Origin of the sequence: Sulfurovum zhangzhouensis (assembly GCF_030347965.1) — a bacterium.
In the GTDB taxonomy this organism is placed as follows: Bacteria; Campylobacterota; Campylobacteria; order Campylobacterales; family Sulfurovaceae; genus Sulfurovum; species Sulfurovum zhangzhouensis.
In genome coordinates this window covers 209,612-224,536 of the sequence record NZ_JAQIBD010000003.1, presented here as the reverse complement: position 1 = coordinate 224,536, position 14,925 = coordinate 209,612, and the positions used below count along the sequence as shown (strand labels likewise).

Annotated in this window: 16 protein-coding genes and 4 tRNA genes; 14 read left to right on the top strand and 6 right to left on the bottom strand. The window is 39.9% G+C overall.

What is annotated here, in order from left to right:
- Entirely contained in the window at positions 1–2,481 is a 2,481-nt protein-coding gene (locus tag PGH07_RS09385; protein WP_289414194.1) for an EAL domain-containing protein, read from the top strand.
- Between the two features lie 6 nt (positions 2,482–2,487).
- Here PGH07_RS09385 and PGH07_RS09380 read toward each other — a convergent pair whose 3' ends face one another.
- Positions 2,488–3,138 (bottom strand): MqnA/MqnD/SBP family protein, encoded by a 651-nt coding sequence (locus PGH07_RS09380; protein WP_289414193.1) that lies wholly within the window; start codon positions 3,136–3,138, stop codon positions 2,488–2,490.
- A 219-nt stretch (positions 3,139–3,357) separates the two neighbouring features.
- Here PGH07_RS09380 and PGH07_RS09375 point away from each other — a divergent pair, with 219 nt between their 5' ends.
- The 4 genes from PGH07_RS09375 to PGH07_RS09360 all read left to right on the top strand — a co-directional run bounded on the left by PGH07_RS09375 (position 3,358) and on the right by PGH07_RS09360 (position 6,272).
- A complete protein-coding gene (locus tag PGH07_RS09375; protein ID WP_289414191.1) occupies positions 3,358–3,579 on the top strand; it encodes a MoaD/ThiS family protein in 222 nt (73 codons plus the stop codon).
- A 3-nt stretch (positions 3,580–3,582) separates the two neighbouring features.
- A complete protein-coding gene (locus PGH07_RS09370; RefSeq protein WP_289414264.1) occupies positions 3,583–4,017 on the top strand; it encodes a molybdopterin synthase catalytic subunit in 435 nt (144 codons plus the stop codon).
- Positions 4,018–4,129: 112 nt separating this feature from the next.
- Entirely contained in the window at positions 4,130–5,332 is a 1,203-nt protein-coding gene (locus PGH07_RS09365; protein ID WP_289414189.1) for a molybdopterin molybdotransferase MoeA, read from the top strand.
- A gap of 286 nt (positions 5,333–5,618) precedes the next feature.
- On the top strand, positions 5,619–6,272 hold the full coding sequence (locus PGH07_RS09360) for a LexA family transcriptional regulator (protein ID WP_289414188.1): 654 nt from the start codon (positions 5,619–5,621) through the stop codon (positions 6,270–6,272).
- Positions 6,273–6,296: 24 nt separating this feature from the next.
- Here the strand turns inward: PGH07_RS09360 and PGH07_RS09355 are convergent, their stop codons facing one another.
- On the bottom strand, positions 6,297–6,638 hold the full coding sequence (locus PGH07_RS09355) for a TraR/DksA family transcriptional regulator (protein WP_289414187.1): 342 nt from the start codon (positions 6,636–6,638) through the stop codon (positions 6,297–6,299).
- A gap of 54 nt (positions 6,639–6,692) precedes the next feature.
- Between PGH07_RS09355 and PGH07_RS09350 the strand changes: the two genes are divergently transcribed.
- The 5 genes from PGH07_RS09350 (at position 6,693) to PGH07_RS09330 (ending at position 10,160) form a co-directional block, all read left to right on the top strand.
- Positions 6,693–6,914 carry a bacterioferritin-associated ferredoxin gene (locus tag PGH07_RS09350; protein ID WP_289414186.1) on the top strand — a complete coding sequence of 74 codons (222 nt, stop codon included), beginning with the start codon at positions 6,693–6,695 and terminating at the stop codon, positions 6,912–6,914.
- On the top strand, positions 6,914–7,276 hold the full coding sequence (locus tag PGH07_RS09345) for a DUF309 domain-containing protein (protein WP_289414185.1): 363 nt from the start codon (positions 6,914–6,916) through the stop codon (positions 7,274–7,276). Before PGH07_RS09350 ends, PGH07_RS09345 begins: the two co-directional genes overlap by 1 nt.
- Positions 7,260–8,534 (top strand): SagB family peptide dehydrogenase, encoded by a 1,275-nt coding sequence (locus PGH07_RS09340; RefSeq protein ID WP_289414184.1) that lies wholly within the window; start codon positions 7,260–7,262, stop codon positions 8,532–8,534. Before PGH07_RS09345 ends, PGH07_RS09340 begins: the two co-directional genes overlap by 17 nt.
- A gap of 190 nt (positions 8,535–8,724) precedes the next feature.
- On the top strand, positions 8,725–9,090 hold the full coding sequence (locus PGH07_RS09335; protein WP_289414183.1) for a VanZ family protein: 366 nt from the start codon (positions 8,725–8,727) through the stop codon (positions 9,088–9,090).
- Positions 9,087–10,160, top strand: a complete 1,074-nt coding sequence (locus tag PGH07_RS09330; RefSeq protein WP_289414182.1) for an FAD-binding protein — start codon at positions 9,087–9,089, stop codon at positions 10,158–10,160. The genes PGH07_RS09335 and PGH07_RS09330 overlap by 4 nt, the downstream gene beginning before the upstream one ends.
- Here the strand turns inward: PGH07_RS09330 and PGH07_RS09325 are convergent, their stop codons facing one another.
- From PGH07_RS09325 to PGH07_RS09310, 4 genes are all read right to left on the bottom strand, one after another.
- Positions 10,161–10,490 carry an SUI1 family translation initiation factor gene (locus tag PGH07_RS09325; RefSeq protein ID WP_289414181.1) on the bottom strand — a complete coding sequence of 110 codons (330 nt, stop codon included), beginning with the start codon at positions 10,488–10,490 and terminating at the stop codon, positions 10,161–10,163.
- 216 nt (positions 10,491–10,706) lie between these two features.
- Positions 10,707–11,876, bottom strand: a complete 1,170-nt coding sequence (locus PGH07_RS09320) for a calcium:cation antiporter (protein ID WP_289414180.1) — start codon at positions 11,874–11,876, stop codon at positions 10,707–10,709.
- A 20-nt stretch (positions 11,877–11,896) separates the two neighbouring features.
- Positions 11,897–13,261, bottom strand: a complete 1,365-nt coding sequence (gene mgtE / locus PGH07_RS09315; RefSeq protein ID WP_289414179.1) for a magnesium transporter — start codon at positions 13,259–13,261, stop codon at positions 11,897–11,899.
- 171 nt (positions 13,262–13,432) lie between these two features.
- Positions 13,433–14,170: a YaaA family protein gene (locus PGH07_RS09310; RefSeq protein ID WP_289414178.1), complete on the bottom strand. Its 738-nt coding sequence runs from the start codon at positions 14,168–14,170 to the stop codon at positions 13,433–13,435.
- A 152-nt stretch (positions 14,171–14,322) separates the two neighbouring features.
- Between PGH07_RS09310 and PGH07_RS09305 the strand changes: the two genes are divergently transcribed.
- The 4 genes from PGH07_RS09305 to PGH07_RS09290 all read left to right on the top strand — a co-directional run bounded on the left by PGH07_RS09305 (position 14,323) and on the right by PGH07_RS09290 (position 14,840).
- A tRNA-Thr gene (locus PGH07_RS09305) sits at positions 14,323–14,399 on the top strand.
- Between the two features lie 59 nt (positions 14,400–14,458).
- A tRNA-Tyr gene (locus PGH07_RS09300) sits at positions 14,459–14,543 on the top strand.
- Between the two features lie 17 nt (positions 14,544–14,560).
- Positions 14,561–14,637, top strand: a tRNA-Gly gene (locus tag PGH07_RS09295).
- Positions 14,638–14,765: 128 nt separating this feature from the next.
- Positions 14,766–14,840: transfer RNA gene (locus tag PGH07_RS09290), tRNA-Thr, on the top strand.
- The last annotated feature ends 85 nt before the right edge of the window (positions 14,841–14,925 follow it).

Sequence of the window (14,925 nt, the reverse complement as noted above, 5' to 3'; positions counted from 1 at the left end):
ATGAAAAATCTTAAACTCAGTCATAGCCTCTCACTTTTAGTACTGACAGCAATTATTATATTGGTTAGTGTTTTGGGTATCTATTTTGATACGGTACTGAAAAAAAACTATATGGAAAATACCAAAAAACGTATGATCAATGGTTTTACAAGACTGTACAATGAAACCAAACAGTCTGAAGAGATGTTAAAAGAAGGGATCTCTTTTATCAAAACAGATAAGTATCTTGTCAGTTCGATTGATCTGGTCAATAATTATCAGAATAAGTATGAATATAATGCGGCATTGTTAGATGAAGAGAAAAAAATGATTGTCAAGCAGTTGCTTGACAGGGTAAAGCTCTCTTTGAATGATGATATTGCACTTCATGATAAGAATGAAGAGCTTATCGCTTTTGTTCAGAAAGAAAAAGGTGATTACAGGCTAAATTTTTTCTCTTATGAAAATGGTAATCGCGTACTTTACAGCAAACTTGAGAGTCAGCAAACCTATCAAAAAATATCCTATAAAGAAGACCTGCTACTAACCTTTAATCATAGATCGTACTATAATCTTGAAAATACCTTTGAGGGTGTTGTAACATATCATTACTCAAACGGGAACCTGGTCATCAAATCACATCAAAGCCTTTTTGAAAAGGATAATTCACAGATAACGGCGCATATCGAAATGTCCCATATCATTACAAATAGTTACCTTTCCGAGTTATCTAATGCTCTTGGCATAAAACTGCAAATGAGTCTGCAGTCACCCTATGCCTCCAGTGCTATATTGCTCAATGATCCAAAAAGTTTTGATAGGTTGGAAGTATTTGATGTTGATGATAGCTATTTTGCGCTAGTAAAGCTCAAAACAGAAAACGGAATGGTCTATTTTACTGCCAAGCTCAATACATCATTGCTGCTAAAAACATTGTATGAGAATAGATATCAGCTGCTCTTTATTTTGGTGATAGTGACACTGCTTGTATTGTGGTCATTGCATCGGTTTGTCTCAAAGAGATTGACTCAGCCGCTTAACCAGGTGATGGGACAGATAGAAAAGATAGAACATAGTGACTACACACCCTCTCAATCTGTTCATACAGGGGATGAACTGGAGATGATCTCTGATAGTATCAATCAACTGGCACAGACGATCAATAAGCGTGAACGAGAGTTGAAAGCATCACAAAAAGACCTTGAGTTCCTCTCATTGTATGATGCTTTGACCAACTTGCCAAACAGGCGACTTTTTATATCCAAACTTGAATATGCCCTTCATAAGGCACAAGCACAGAGCACAAAGCTTGCGATCATGTTTTTAGATATTGATCAGTTCAAGCAGATCAATGATACCTTGGGACACAATGTCGGCGATCAGCTTTTGCAGGCAGTAGCTACACGGCTCAACCATGTGATACGTTCTGTAGATACTTTGGCTCGCCTGGGGGGAGATGAGTTTATTTTGATGATCGAAAATGTAGAGGGATCTAAAGAAATTGAGACAATCGCACAAAAAATTCTGAATGTATTCAATGAGCCGTTTGTATTTGATGAACATATTCTCAATACAACTGTCAGTATAGGGATCTCCGTATACCCTGAAGATGGGGAGGATACCGTTACCCTGATCAAACATGCCGATATGGCAATGTACCACTCCAAGGATCAGGGACATAACGGTTACAGTTTCTTTTCAAAACAGTTGGCAACAGAGGTTGAAAAGAGAGCAGAGCGCATCAATGCGCTTAAATCCGCGATCCGTAATGGTAAAGAGTTTCATCTCCTTTATCAACCGAAGATCTCCATAAGTACCGGAAAAATTGTAGGGATGGAGGCACTGGTAAGGTGGGAAAGTGAGAGTTTTGGTCTGCTTGGACCCGATGAGTTTATAGATCTGCTGGAAGAAACCAACTTGATCATACCATTTGGTGCATGGGTGACACAAAAAGCTTGTAGTGACTTTATGTCTTTGTACAACGAAGGATATTCTATCAAACAAGTGAGTATCAATATCTCAACAATCCAACTGTTTAACAGTGATATTGTCGAAATGATGGATAGGATCATAAAAAATACGAAGATCCCTCCTAAAATGATTGAACTTGAAATTACAGAGAGCTTTTCGGCGGATTATAAGGAACAGGTACTTCAGACACTTTACACATTAAGACATATGGGAATTGAACTTGCCATTGATGATTTTGGTACAGGATACTCATCAATGGCATATCTGCAAAAACTTCCGGTTACACGATTAAAGATCGATAAATCATTTGTTGACGGCATTCCTGTCTCAAAGGAGAGTATCGCCATTGTCAAAGCGATTGTAGCATTGGCAAAAACCTTTGATCTGAATGTCACAGCAGAAGGTGTGGAAACCGAAGTGCAATTAAGGTACCTCAAGGATCTTGGATGTGATGAGGTACAAGGGTACTATTATGCCAAGCCTATGGATCTTGAGACACTTAAAACATTATGTGCGAAGATAAATCAATAGCCCGATTTAACGTGTTTTATGAGCATGTGTTAAAAAAAGCTTCAATGCTCTTTTTGACCGGTAGTCCATAGTATAATTGATATGCTCCAGGTACCATAGTAGCTCTTTAGGGGTTATCCCTCTTTTTTCTGCTTCTCTTTTTAGAATATATTGTGGTATCCGTGTTTTTGTATGAGAAAATTTTTTCGCCAGCTTTTCTATGTCTCTTTTGTGACGGTTATAGCATAGGCGGGCAAAGACAAACGGAAGCTTTTTCTTTTTATACCATGCCTCAGCCAGATCGATACCTTCCCCGCCTGAAAGATAATATTTGAGTGCCTGATCGCCGATAAGTACTTTGCCCTTGAGTCCCAGAACTTTTGCAAGCTGGTTAGAGGTAGCTGAAGCCGGATCAGTCTCTTCGTCACCGGGGATGACAAAGACACTGTAAACCTTTTTATTTGCTATGATCCCAAGATCGGTACATTGACGTTTTCTGGATTCAATGGATGAAATAAAAGCTGCGTTGACCTCACCTCTTTTTAGTGAAGCATTGATCTGACTGGGTACAGCACGTTTATACCGGAAGACCATTTTTGCGGTATTAGAGCGCAGATACTTTTTCAAAAAGAGTTGAAATGGTAAGAGATTAAGGTAACTGATAGAACCAAATAACATCGATATACATATGCTCCCAAAATCTGTTTAAGCGTAATTATAGCAAACAACTTTTATAATCCACGTCATTTATATAGTATTCTTAGCTAGTGTTTAGAATAGTATACATGAGACGGATATGCGTATCTGTTTAAAGCAACACCAGTGTTGTGAGCCGTCCGCTAAGGATAATTGCGTGTATGGGAGCTTTACTTCTGTGCAAATTAGCAAAGGAAATATATGATAAAAGTAGAATTTTTAGGCCCTATCGGTAAATCACCGATCGAAATAGAGGCTGATACGCTTGCAGATGTTTCTGTAAAACTAAAAGAAGATGAGACTATCGCACCTTGGCTTAGCAAGTGTGCTGTAGCAGTGAATGATACGATGGTCAATGACCGTAACTTTGAACTAAAAGATGGGGACAGGGTATCGATCCTTCCTCCTGTGTGCGGCGGTTAAGTGATGGAATTGTATCACGGACCATTGGATATCAAAGAGATCTTTGGGCGCTGGCTGGATGAAGAAGCAGAGTCAAACTATGGTGCCTACATCCCTTTTGTCGGTACGATCCGTGCTGAGGGAAATATCGAAGCACTTAGTTTTGATATCTATGAGCCGGTGTTGAAGTCATGGTTTGAAAGTTGGCAGCAAAAGGCCAAAGAACGTGGAGCGATCGTCAAGATGGCTCACTCTATCGGTGATGTACCGGTGCATACCTCTTCGTATATCTCTGCAGTTTTTTCTCCTAAACGCCGCGTGGCACTGGAGTTGATCGATGAATTTGTAGAGGACTTCAAGGCCAATGCCCCAATCTGGAAATATGATGTGATAGAGGGTAAACGAATCTACGCAGAAGACCGTAGTACGCCAATGGATGGCTCAGGCCTTTTACACTAAGAAAATCTATTTCTACAAAAAGAAGTCATGAATATTTTTTTATGACTGTTGAGTGTAGAAGCAAGATAAATTAGAATGAGACTTGTTTCTCATGGAAATAAGAAGGATAATTATGTTTATGCATTTTGATGCATCTATGCAGATCATAGACGATCAGCAGATCAATCATTATAAGACAAAAAAGCTTTATTTGATGGAGTGTTTGGGGTATGTATTGGCTGAAGATATTATTGCCGATCATAACTCTCCTGCTTTTCCGACTTCAGCGATGGACGGATATGCATTTAAGCACGAGGATATCACTCTTGGAAGACTAAAGATCGCAAGTATCAATCCTGCAGGATCTGAGTTGAAAGAGGAAGTATTTGGCGGTACCTGTATCAAAACCTTTACGGGTTCATTGATGCCTATAGGTGCAGATACGCTTATCCCTATAGAGAATGTAGAGGTTGACGGTGATGAGATCGTTATCAAAGAGGAAGTTCCTTATGGTTTTGCCGTTCGTGAGGTAGGTGAGAACTATGCCCAAGGACAAAAACTGATCCCTCAAGGTACAAAAATCGATTTTCCCCAGATCGGTGTCATGGCGAGTCTCAATGTAGTGAGTCCACTCGTTTATGACAAACCGGTTGTTTCTATCATCTCGACAGGTTCAGAGCTTTTAGAGCTTGGTCAAACTCAGACGAATGATGCTCAGATAAGAAGTTCTAACAACTATATCCTGGAAGCTATCACTGCAAAGTATGGTGGTAGAGCGCTTCAGATGGGATGTATCAAAGATGATAAACAAAGTATCACCGATGCTGTAGCTGCAGCACTGGAAAAGAGTGATATTGTTGTTACAACAGGTGGAGTAAGCGTAGGTGATTTTGACTTTGTCAAAGATGTGATTGCAGAACTTGGGGCAGAAGTGCTCTTCAAAGGGGTACGTGTAAAACCTGGTCAGCATATCATGGTAGCAAGAAAAGAAGACAAGTTTATTGTAGGATTGCCTGGTTTTGCTTACTCCTCAACAGTAACAGCACTGCTCTATGTGCTTCCATTGATCGCGAAGCTTCAACGAGGCAAGTGTGCTTTACGTAAGATTAAGGCGGTACTTGATGAACCGTTTAAAAAACGTGCGGGTAAAGCAGAGTTCACCACATGTAACCTCAAACTGATAGATGGAAAGTATCACATTGACTTCAAGGATAAAAAAGTAGGAAGCTCTGCGATTTTGACCAATATGCTTGGAGATGTTGCACTGCTCTTTACACCGGAAGAAGAGGGATCTAAAGAAAAAGGGGATGAAGTAACAGTACTAGTCTTGGACTAGGCTGTTATCTTTGTATGTAGTTTAATATAAAGTGCCAGTTGGGCTACGGTTTGGCATCCTGCATTGATCGCTTCATTGATAAGGTTTCTTTCGCTTTTGTAATTCATTTTTCATCCTTCCAATATTTTTTTGAAGTTTTTTACTTCTTTCTTGTTCAATAATATTTCAAAAATAGATTTATATAATAAAAATATCCCAAATTGTAATATTTTTAGAAAAAATGTACTATAATTTAAAAATAAGTGCTCATTAGAAGGACACACTATAAAAAAACAAGGAGATCGAAATGTTAATTTTAAATGAAATTATCGAGAAGTTAAAAGATGTGATTTCTGAAACTATGCCGGGGAAAAAGGTCTTTGATAAGGATGTTGCCCAGGTACTCAATATCCCGCAAAGTACTTTTGCTACGATGAAAAAGCGTAACTCAATCCCTTATGAAGAGATCCTGGAGTTTTGTGCTCTTAGAAAGATATCAGTTAACTGGCTTTTCTTTGATCAAGCGGTTGATATGCTCAAAGAAGAGACGGAGAAGTTCTTTCATGTACGCTACTTCTCTGATATCCGTGCAAGTGCAGGAGGCGGGGCTGAGGTTTTTGATGAGAACTATGAGACGATCACCATTGATGAGAAGGTAATGCGTAACATGGTAGGCTTTGGTAATACCGATCTTGAAGCGATCCATGTGGATGGTGAATCAATGGAGCCGACCCTTCAGGATGGATCGATCGTATTTGTCGACCGTGCCCAGAACAATATCAACAAAGACGGTATCTTCATCGCTTCAACCACTGCCGGACTATTTATTAAACGTATCCGTCAAAGAGCAGACGGGATGGTCGAGCTTATCTCGGATAACAAAAATTACTCTCCGGAAGTTTTGGCTCCGGATGAAGTAAGTATTGTAGGAAAAGTAGTGGGGAATATAGAGAGTTTATAATTTTCTTGGAATATAGATATCCTATTAGGATTGTGCATTCGCACACTCTACACATCGTACACTCTCAGGACGGATGCTCAACCGTCCAAAACCTATCTCTTCTTCACACTCAATACAGATACCAAACATTGGTTTGTCAATCCGTAGGAGTGCATTTTTTAGCCGTGTAAGGCGTAGTCTGGACTCATCAAGGATCTTATTATTGACATGCTGCTCACCCATCGCTTCAAGACGTGTGAGTCTACCAAGGCTGCAGTCCGGAGTGATAGGTTCAGCCTTTTCTTCGAGTGTTTTGATCTGTTTTAAGAGTGTGGCAATATCAGACTCAATCTTCTCTTTTATCTTTTTTTTCTCTTGGGATGTCATACTTTTACCTTCATATGCTATATTGGCATTATACATAAATAAGGAGATATCCTGATGCCTGATGAAAGTACACTGATATGCTACTGCCATGATGTCACATTGGGACAACTTGCAAAATATATTAAAGAGAATAAGATCAATACTATTCAAGAGATACTGGATGATACGGACTTTGTTTGCGGTGATACTTGTGAAAGCTGTTGGGAAGATGGCTATAACAATGACGGACTCTCTATAGCAATGGCGATAGGGATGGTAAAAAGAGGATATATTTAATGTTAAAGATGAACCATGATCTTGAGGGTGCGCTAAGAGAGTATATGAAGCTGCTCGATGAAGAGGAGTATTTTGAAGCGCATGAGGTACTTGAAGAGGCCTGGCATCCGCTGCGTCTTTCCTCCCATCCTCTAAGCAATCTTGTTAAAGGGCTGATCAACGGAGCTATTACTTTTGAACATATAAAGCGCAATAGAAAAAATATGCCCTCAAAAGCCCAAAAGGTCATCGCTTCTTATGAACGGTATAAAATGATGTGTACTCCCGACATAGAGCATGCAGAACTATTTGCTCATGCGTGTGCAAAGATCGAATCACTCAAAGTGAAACATAAAGAGGTCTTTGATGTTTTGGTATCATGAACAGACAAAACACTCTTATGCATCTGTAAGAAGCAACCCAAATCAGCTTGACTGGTCCTCACAACCTTCTACCTATAAAAACTACCCTGATACTTATTCTAAACGTAAACTTGATCCTGATCATAAAGAAGATAATTTCCTTTATCATATTGCAGGGCTTACGGTAAAGAAAAGCTATCCCGGTTTTGAATACTATTTGCGTATCAATCCAAGTGCAGGGGCTCTCTATCCTAACGAGCTATATCTTCAGGCTAGAGGAGTGGAGGGCGTAGAAGATGGTATCTACCACTATGAAGTGGCTACCCATTCGATCTCTTTGTTGGCATCGATTAGTGAAGAGGAGGGATTAGAGCCGTATCTGGGGTATGACCATGCAATGCATGGCTATCTTTTTTTCGTCTCTGCGATCTACTACCGCTCAAGCTGGAAGTATAAAAACCGTGCCTTGCGCTACTGTCTTTTAGATGCAGGACACCTTTTGGGAAGTATCGAAGCTTCCGCGCTCATAAAACCTCATGCAGTACAGATGGTATATGATATTGATAAGGAGAAGCTCAACCGGATGTTCGGATTTGAGCAAAGAGAGTTCTTCCTTTCTGCAGCTACAATGGCTATCCCAAGAAAAGAGCAGAAGATCAAAGCCGTGGAGTTTGCATTGCCGTATGTAGAAGGAAGTGGAACGTTTGAGCCAAATGAGAAGATAACACAGGCCTATAAAGAGACGATGTCACTCCAAGCATGTCATAAAGTATTTAAAGCACCTAAGTTTGACTATAGGAGCGATAAACTCATAGAGACGATTTTTAACAGACGTTCCCAGAGGGGGTTTGAAGGAGGTGCGATCACGAAAGCGCAATATTCGTACATCATGGAAATGATTACTCAGCCGATTCTTTCAGATTGCGATGAAGAGGTATCGGTCTATACCGTACTTAACCGGGTACTTGATATGCCTTTGGGAGTACAAAAAGACGGGGCTTATATCAAGTATGGAGACTTTTCCAGACAAGCCGGATACTTATGCCTTGAACAGTACAGCTTGGCTTCCAAGGGAGCAGTGACCTTTTTTCTTACGTCCAAGGCTCACAATTATCAGGCTCTTTATCAAAAGGCCGGTATTATCGGGCATAGACTCTATATCGCATCAAACTACCTGGGAGTAGGATGCAGCGGGATCGGGGCCTATTATGATGATGAAGTGAATGCGTTTGTAGAGAATGATGAGATGGTTTTGTATGCATTGGCGATCGGAAAATAAACCGTTTTCTTTAGTTGGAAATATCGGACCTTGGGTTCCTCAGTTATTTGATGGCTGTATTTATTACAAAAAATTCGATGTTCGATAAAGATGATCTAAAAAACTTACTGAGGATAAAAGACCAGATAAGGAGTAATCCTATTTAAATACCTTATGCTACAATATCCTAAATCTTCTTGGGGTATGAGGAATGTTCAGTTTAAGAGTTTGGTTACCATTAAGTTTTTTTATTTTTATCAGTTGGATCATCTTTTTAGCAGATAGTGCAAATTATAATTTTGCTTTTTATGTTGTAGGCGGTATTCCTTATGGAGACAAGATGGCCCATGCACTACTGTATGGTATGATGGCACTGTTATTAAACTATGGACTCAAATTTAAATCTTTCTCTTTTAAATGGCAGCGGATACAACTCGGTTCTATTCTTATTTTCCTTTTTGCTGCTATAGAAGAGTTCTCCCAATACTTTATCGCCTCAAGGACGTTTGACCTTTATGACTTGCTAGCCGATTTTATAGGAATAGTATTTTTTTCATTGATTAAAGGTGAAAGATGAAACATTACGATGTGGTTATTGTAGGTGCAGGTCCTGCAGGTTCAACGCTAGCTAGGTATCTCAAAGAACAGTATAGTGTACTTTTGATTGACAAACGTCCATTAGATAAAGAACCCAAAAAACTAGTTAAAAACTGTGGTGGGTTGATCGCACCAGATGCACAAAAAGCTTTAGCATCATTTGGGCTAAGTATTCCTAAAGATATCTTGGTTGATCCACAAATGTTTTCAGTTAATACCATTGACTTCGATAACAATTTACAAAGAGAATATCAAAGACACTATATCAATGTAGATAGAGAACTGTATGATAGATGGTTGGTTTCATTATGCGGTGATGATATTGAGTATGCGTTTTCAACACGATTCAAATCTTTTTCTTCTCAAAACGGTGGGTATATCGTTTCTCTTGCAAATGCTGATGAAAAGATAGAAGTAAGCACAGACCTTATAGTCGGGGCAGATGGAGCTAACTCAACGGTAAAACGTTTACTGCCGTCTTATTCTAAAGAAAGCATAAAGCGATATATCTCAATACAAGAATGGTTTGATAATACCACTGATCTCAATGAGTTTGTAGCGATATTTGATGAAGAGATCAGTGATTTTTACTCATGGATTATTCCAAAGGATGGTCAAGTTATTTTTGGTTCAGCCATTCCTGAAGACAAGGATGCAACTACCTATCATAATTTACAAAAAGAGAAGCTCAGAACCTATGGGTTTGATCTTACAAAAGCTAATAAAAAAGAGGGGTGTTTTATCCTAAGACCTTATAGTAGTCAAGAGATCAATTTAGGTGAAGGTAATATTGCATTTGTAGGTGAAGCAGCAGGTTTTATCAGTCCTACATCAGCTGAAGGTATCAGCTACGCTATGCTTAGTGGTTATGCATTAGCGAAAGCATTATTGACTGATAAGTCAAATTTTATGAGTCATTACGATCGTTTTAGCAAAAAATTACAACGAAATATTAATTTTAAAATGCTCAAATACCCTGCAATGTACAATAAGTGGCTGAGAAAAATTATTCTTGGTCTTGGGATAGGGGCTTTTAAAAAAGTGAAATGACTACTTAAACCTATATCCCAAATTTTCAAGGTGAGTATGCAGAATCTCAGCAATTTCCCCTTGAAACTCTAAGCTGTCCTCTTTTGCCGTTCCTCCCGTACCCAGTTTCTTTTTCAATACTTTTAACAGTGCCTGAAGGTCTTGCTTCTCTAGATGAAAAGGTTTGACAATAGTGACGATCTTTCCTCTCCGCTTCTCTTTGGCAAAGTGGAGCTGGTGTTTTTCTGGTGCTTTGACTTCTATAGTTTTCTTGTTGGAAGGCTTATCTTTATTGTCAGAACTCCAACTATCTTCAAAGTTTGCACCCATTTCAAATAGATTTTCTTTCACATCAATTCCTTAGTTATAGTTAGTATCAAAGAGTATGCCGAGTATCACAAAGAGCACCAGCAGAAAAATAAAAATTTTATACAGTGTCCTATCACTTGGCAATTTCATCTTATCCTCATTTCATGCCCTATAAAGAGCACCTAGGTGCGTGAGCCCATTGCTGAAGTGGACACAGCGTCAGCGTAGCTATCTGAGCTTTGCTTGGATAGCGTTCTATCAATAGTATGCTGCAATGATCGCATAACAGACAAAGAACATCAGCTGAGCAAGTCCTTCAAAGTAGTTGGTCTGTCCTTCTTCCGTACTCTTCCATGCGAGGATCACAGTCATGATCAATGCCCCTACTTGCAGAGGGTTGAAGTCAAGCATCAGTGTCAGACCACTCAGATAAGAAAGCCCAAGCAGGATAGGCACTGTTAAGAGGATAGAGACTACTGATGCACCCATTGCGATATTGACTACTCTTTGTATCTGGTCATTGCGTGCTGCTTTGATGGCAGTGAATATCTCAGGGGAAACTGAGATGATCGCGATGATCAAACCGGCTATCCCTGCAGAGACACCATACTCTTTGGCAAGCTTTACTCCATCACTGGCAAATACTTCTGCACCGATGGCGATTGTGGCAATAAGTACCAAGAGGACAATAAAATTGGCGAAATTGTTAAATCTCTCAAAGAGATAATCACTATGCTCTTCCTCATTGATCTCTTCTCCCTCTTTAAGTTTTCTTTTAAGCCTGAAAAAACGGCTTTTTGCTGTAGCCTGGAAAAAGTGTGTGTGAGTTTTGGTCTGAAAGATAAAGATAATGATATAAAAGAGCATCAGCACAACAGCAATACTGTAGCTTGCTTTTTCGATCACTTCATCCCCATGTTGTGTGTGGCTGAGCAGGCTGGGCACCAAGAGAGCTAAAGCTGTTACAAAAAGAATGGTAGTGTAGGTACTGGAGGTCTCTTTATTGTGTTCTTGTTCAACATACTTTAACCCTCCGATGAAAACGGCAAGGCCTAACAGTACATTCATGTCCACGATTACCGCTGAGATGATCCCGCCTTTTACCGTCTCTACAACTTCAGGGGAATGCAATGCTTCACGCAAGACGATATAAAGTAGTACGATCTCCACGATAACCGCACTAAAGGTAAGGACCATACTTCCATAAGGCTCTACCAGTCTTTCAGAAAGAATCTCTGCGATTTCAGAAACTGTCACAGAGAGTGCAGCGATCCCTAATGCAGCAAACATTGTGGCCATCGCACCATTACCGTTTTGGTGCATAACAATCGAAGTAATGATAGCAATGATACCTACTACGAGATCCCAGTAGTCTTCAACGTAGTATCTTATCTGTCCGGGCTGATGGTCTGTTTCAGAATTTTCCATAACTGCATTATATCCTTAATTTAGAGTAAAATCATTGTTGCTAGACCAAGGAAGCTGAAAAAGCCTACGACATCGGTCACAGTAGTTAATAGTACAGTCGATCCGATGGCAGGGTCGATACCGAACCGTTTAAGTCCTAAAGGGATCACTGCACCAAAAAATCCGGCTGAGAGAAGGTTGATCACCATAGCAGCACCGATCACTACACCAAGCATTGGCAGAGCAAACCACCAGTATGCAATGAGTCCCATCACAATGGCATAGATCATTCCGTTCATCAGTGAAACGACTACCTCTTTGTAGATTGTCTCTTTGGCTTCATCCAGATCGATATCGCCCAGAGCCATCTGTCTGACCGTAACGGTAAGTGTTTGTGTGCCGGCATTGCCTCCCATAGATGCAACGATAGGCATCAAAACAGCAAGTGCAACCAGTGATTGGATAGTGCTGTCAAACAAGCCGATCACAAGTGAAGCCACAATTGCAGTCACTAAGTTCAGTCCCAACCAGATTCCTCTGGATTTTCCTACTTTCCAGAGACTCTCTTCTTGTTCGGCTTTATCATTAACCCCTGCAAGGTGGTAGAGCTGGTCTGTTGCTTCCTCTTCGATGATATCGTAGATGTCATCCGAGGTGATTCTTCCAAGCAAGGTACCCTTCTTATTGACTACCGGGATAACACTAAGGTCATAATTGCTGACTGTTTCAACAACACTTTTGATCTCATCGCTATCATTGACAGAAACGGTGATCTTCCCTTCAGCCTCGATGATATCTTTGTAGTACTCTTTAGGTCCGTGTAGGATCAGGTCCTCAAGGGGAATCATCCCCAGGAACTTTTTTTTGTCCGAGACAACAAAGACATGGTGGATATTGCTTACTTCATTGTGTGCTTTCATATGCTTAAGTCGTTTTATAGAGTCACCGATTGTTTCATCAATATGTGCATCAAAAAGCTCTACCTGCATATAGGCACCAGCTTCATTCGAATTATAGGAGATAAGCTCTTCTATAGTATCTCTGTCTTCAGATGGAAGGTTATTGAGGATAGCTCCGGCTTTTGTTTCATCGACGACTTCGATATGCTGGATCAAATCTGCAGCATCATCGGTATCGAGTTCCTGTGTAAGCTGAGCAAGCTCTTTGGCCCCATGCTCTGCATAAAACTCCTCTTGCAAGGGTTTTGGAAGTTCGACAAGTACTTCAGCCAGTAGAATGTGAGGAAGAATCTCTAAAAGACCTTGATAGACACTTTTGTCAAGTTCTGCTATCTCAACAAGAAGATCAGCGATTTCATAAGGGTGAACACCCAGTGCCATCCCCTCATTATATTCAGTGATACAGTGTTTGATCTTTTCTACACTTGAGAATAGTTCTTCGTTCATTGCCAACCTTTTTAAATGTCAATACAGATCTGAATTTGAAAGCGCAATATAGCACAAAAAGCCACTTTTTAGTATACATTTTTTATGGATTTTTACGCAATGATTTAGAGTGTAATTAGAGTATGAGCTATAATAGGATGAAAATAAGCAGAGATTGGCATAGCAGACGGGCTATGCGTTTATCTCATAAATGATCTCAGTCTTGTTCTTGCTGTGCAGTATTTCCTGCACACATAATCCCTCAATCGGAAGTTTCATAAACTCTTCAAGACTCTCTATGCCTGCTTTGGCTACTTCTTTAAGTACGATGCCCCTATAGGCTTTTGCCCAGTGGCTTACCACTTTGCCTTCTTTGATAAATTTGAGTGTGGTATAGGGCTTGGAAGGTATGTAGAACTTATCATAAAAGCCTGCACGGAGGTCAAGGACGTCTTCATCTGCAAGATAGTTATCCATATGTTCGGAAAGATGTTCTTTATAAAATTTTTCTACTTTTATCTCTCCTATAGGTTCTCCCTGTTTGAGCCTATACTCCGGTATCTCATCATTAGCACGCAGTACACCGAATAGATTTGAGAATAAAATAACATGGCTGTCTATATAGATTTTAGCATTAGCATTAAGCGTATCATAACTAAGGTGATCAAATGCTACACCTGTATATCGTTCTATCGCTTTCATTGCAGGCTCATGGATAATATCTTTAATGTGTACCTTAATATCCGCTTCTTTTTTAAGACCGAACATTTTAGAAAGCTGATGAAGATCTCCTCTTTGCAGGATATTTATATAGCTGTGCAAAAGCCTGTTTCTATAAGGAAGCAATTCATTAAAGAGCAGACTGCTGATATCAAAGGGTTTTTCCCCACCTGATTTTTTTGTTTCACTAGGAGCAAGTAGTATTTTCATTGTATATTCTTAACGTGGAAATTAGGGCTGTATTTTAATGAAATTAAATAAAAAAGAGAAATTTTAATTTTTTTTCAAAAAACTCTTGACAACTAAAACTTTTTTGTCTATAATTCCCGTCCATTTTGAGTCGAATAACTCGGAATGACGGTGCTGGTGTAGCTCAGTTGGCTAGAGCAGCTGATTTGTAATCAGCAGGTCGGGGGTTCGAGTCCCTTTACCAGCTCCATAAAATTTATCAGTGTTTGACCAGAAATAACATTTCATTAATTTCGATTAATGTTTTTTGGTGAGTTACTCAAGCGGCCAACGAGGGCGGATTGTAAATCCGCTGACTACGTCTTCGGAGGTTCGAATCCTCCACTCACCACCATGTTGACCATAAAAGACGCGGGAATAGCTCAGTTGGCTAGAGCGTCAGCCTTCCAAGCTGAGGGTCGCGGGTTCGAGTCCCGTTTCCCGCTCCATGGTTTGATCTGGGAGCTGATGTGAAAACCATTAAACACTTCACATTACTACAATATCAAACACTCATAACATTTTTACAAACAAACGTCAAACAGTGATAAATTAAATGGCCTATTTAGGTTAATATGCCCATATGGCTCAGGGGTAGAGCACTTCCTTGGTAAGGAAGAGGTCGTGAGTTCAAGTCTCACTATGGGCTCCACCCTCCAAAAGTATGGACAAAAGTGTTACAGTCGTGTAATAGTTTTGTCCATATGGGTTTATGGGGTCTAAGAAATTTTAGGTAT

Coding starts and splice junctions, on each gene's coding strand:
- PGH07_RS09310 (WP_289414178.1), bottom strand. CDS start 14,170: ATGAAAATACTACTTGCTCCTAGTGAAACAAAAAAATCAGGTGGGGAA.
- mgtE (WP_289414179.1), bottom strand. CDS start 13,261: ATGAACGAAGAACTATTCTCAAGTGTAGAAAAGATCAAACACTGTATC.
- PGH07_RS09345 (WP_289414185.1), top strand. CDS start 6,914: ATGTTAAAGATGAACCATGATCTTGAGGGTGCGCTAAGAGAGTATATG.
- PGH07_RS09320 (WP_289414180.1), bottom strand. CDS start 11,876: ATGGAAAATTCTGAAACAGACCATCAGCCCGGACAGATAAGATACTAC.
- PGH07_RS09350 (WP_289414186.1), top strand. CDS start 6,693: ATGCCTGATGAAAGTACACTGATATGCTACTGCCATGATGTCACATTG.
- PGH07_RS09370 (WP_289414264.1), top strand. CDS start 3,583: ATGGAATTGTATCACGGACCATTGGATATCAAAGAGATCTTTGGGCGC.
- PGH07_RS09330 (WP_289414182.1), top strand. CDS start 9,087: ATGAAACATTACGATGTGGTTATTGTAGGTGCAGGTCCTGCAGGTTCA.
- PGH07_RS09380 (WP_289414193.1), bottom strand. CDS start 3,138: ATGTTATTTGGTTCTATCAGTTACCTTAATCTCTTACCATTTCAACTC.
- PGH07_RS09365 (WP_289414189.1), top strand. CDS start 4,130: ATGTTTATGCATTTTGATGCATCTATGCAGATCATAGACGATCAGCAG.
- PGH07_RS09385 (WP_289414194.1), top strand. CDS start 1: ATGAAAAATCTTAAACTCAGTCATAGCCTCTCACTTTTAGTACTGACA.
- PGH07_RS09355 (WP_289414187.1), bottom strand. CDS start 6,638: ATGACATCCCAAGAGAAAAAAAAGATAAAAGAGAAGATTGAGTCTGAT.
- PGH07_RS09335 (WP_289414183.1), top strand. CDS start 8,725: ATGTTCAGTTTAAGAGTTTGGTTACCATTAAGTTTTTTTATTTTTATC.
- PGH07_RS09375 (WP_289414191.1), top strand. CDS start 3,358: ATGATAAAAGTAGAATTTTTAGGCCCTATCGGTAAATCACCGATCGAA.
- PGH07_RS09360 (WP_289414188.1), top strand. CDS start 5,619: ATGTTAATTTTAAATGAAATTATCGAGAAGTTAAAAGATGTGATTTCT.
- PGH07_RS09340 (WP_289414184.1), top strand. CDS start 7,260: ATGTTTTGGTATCATGAACAGACAAAACACTCTTATGCATCTGTAAGA.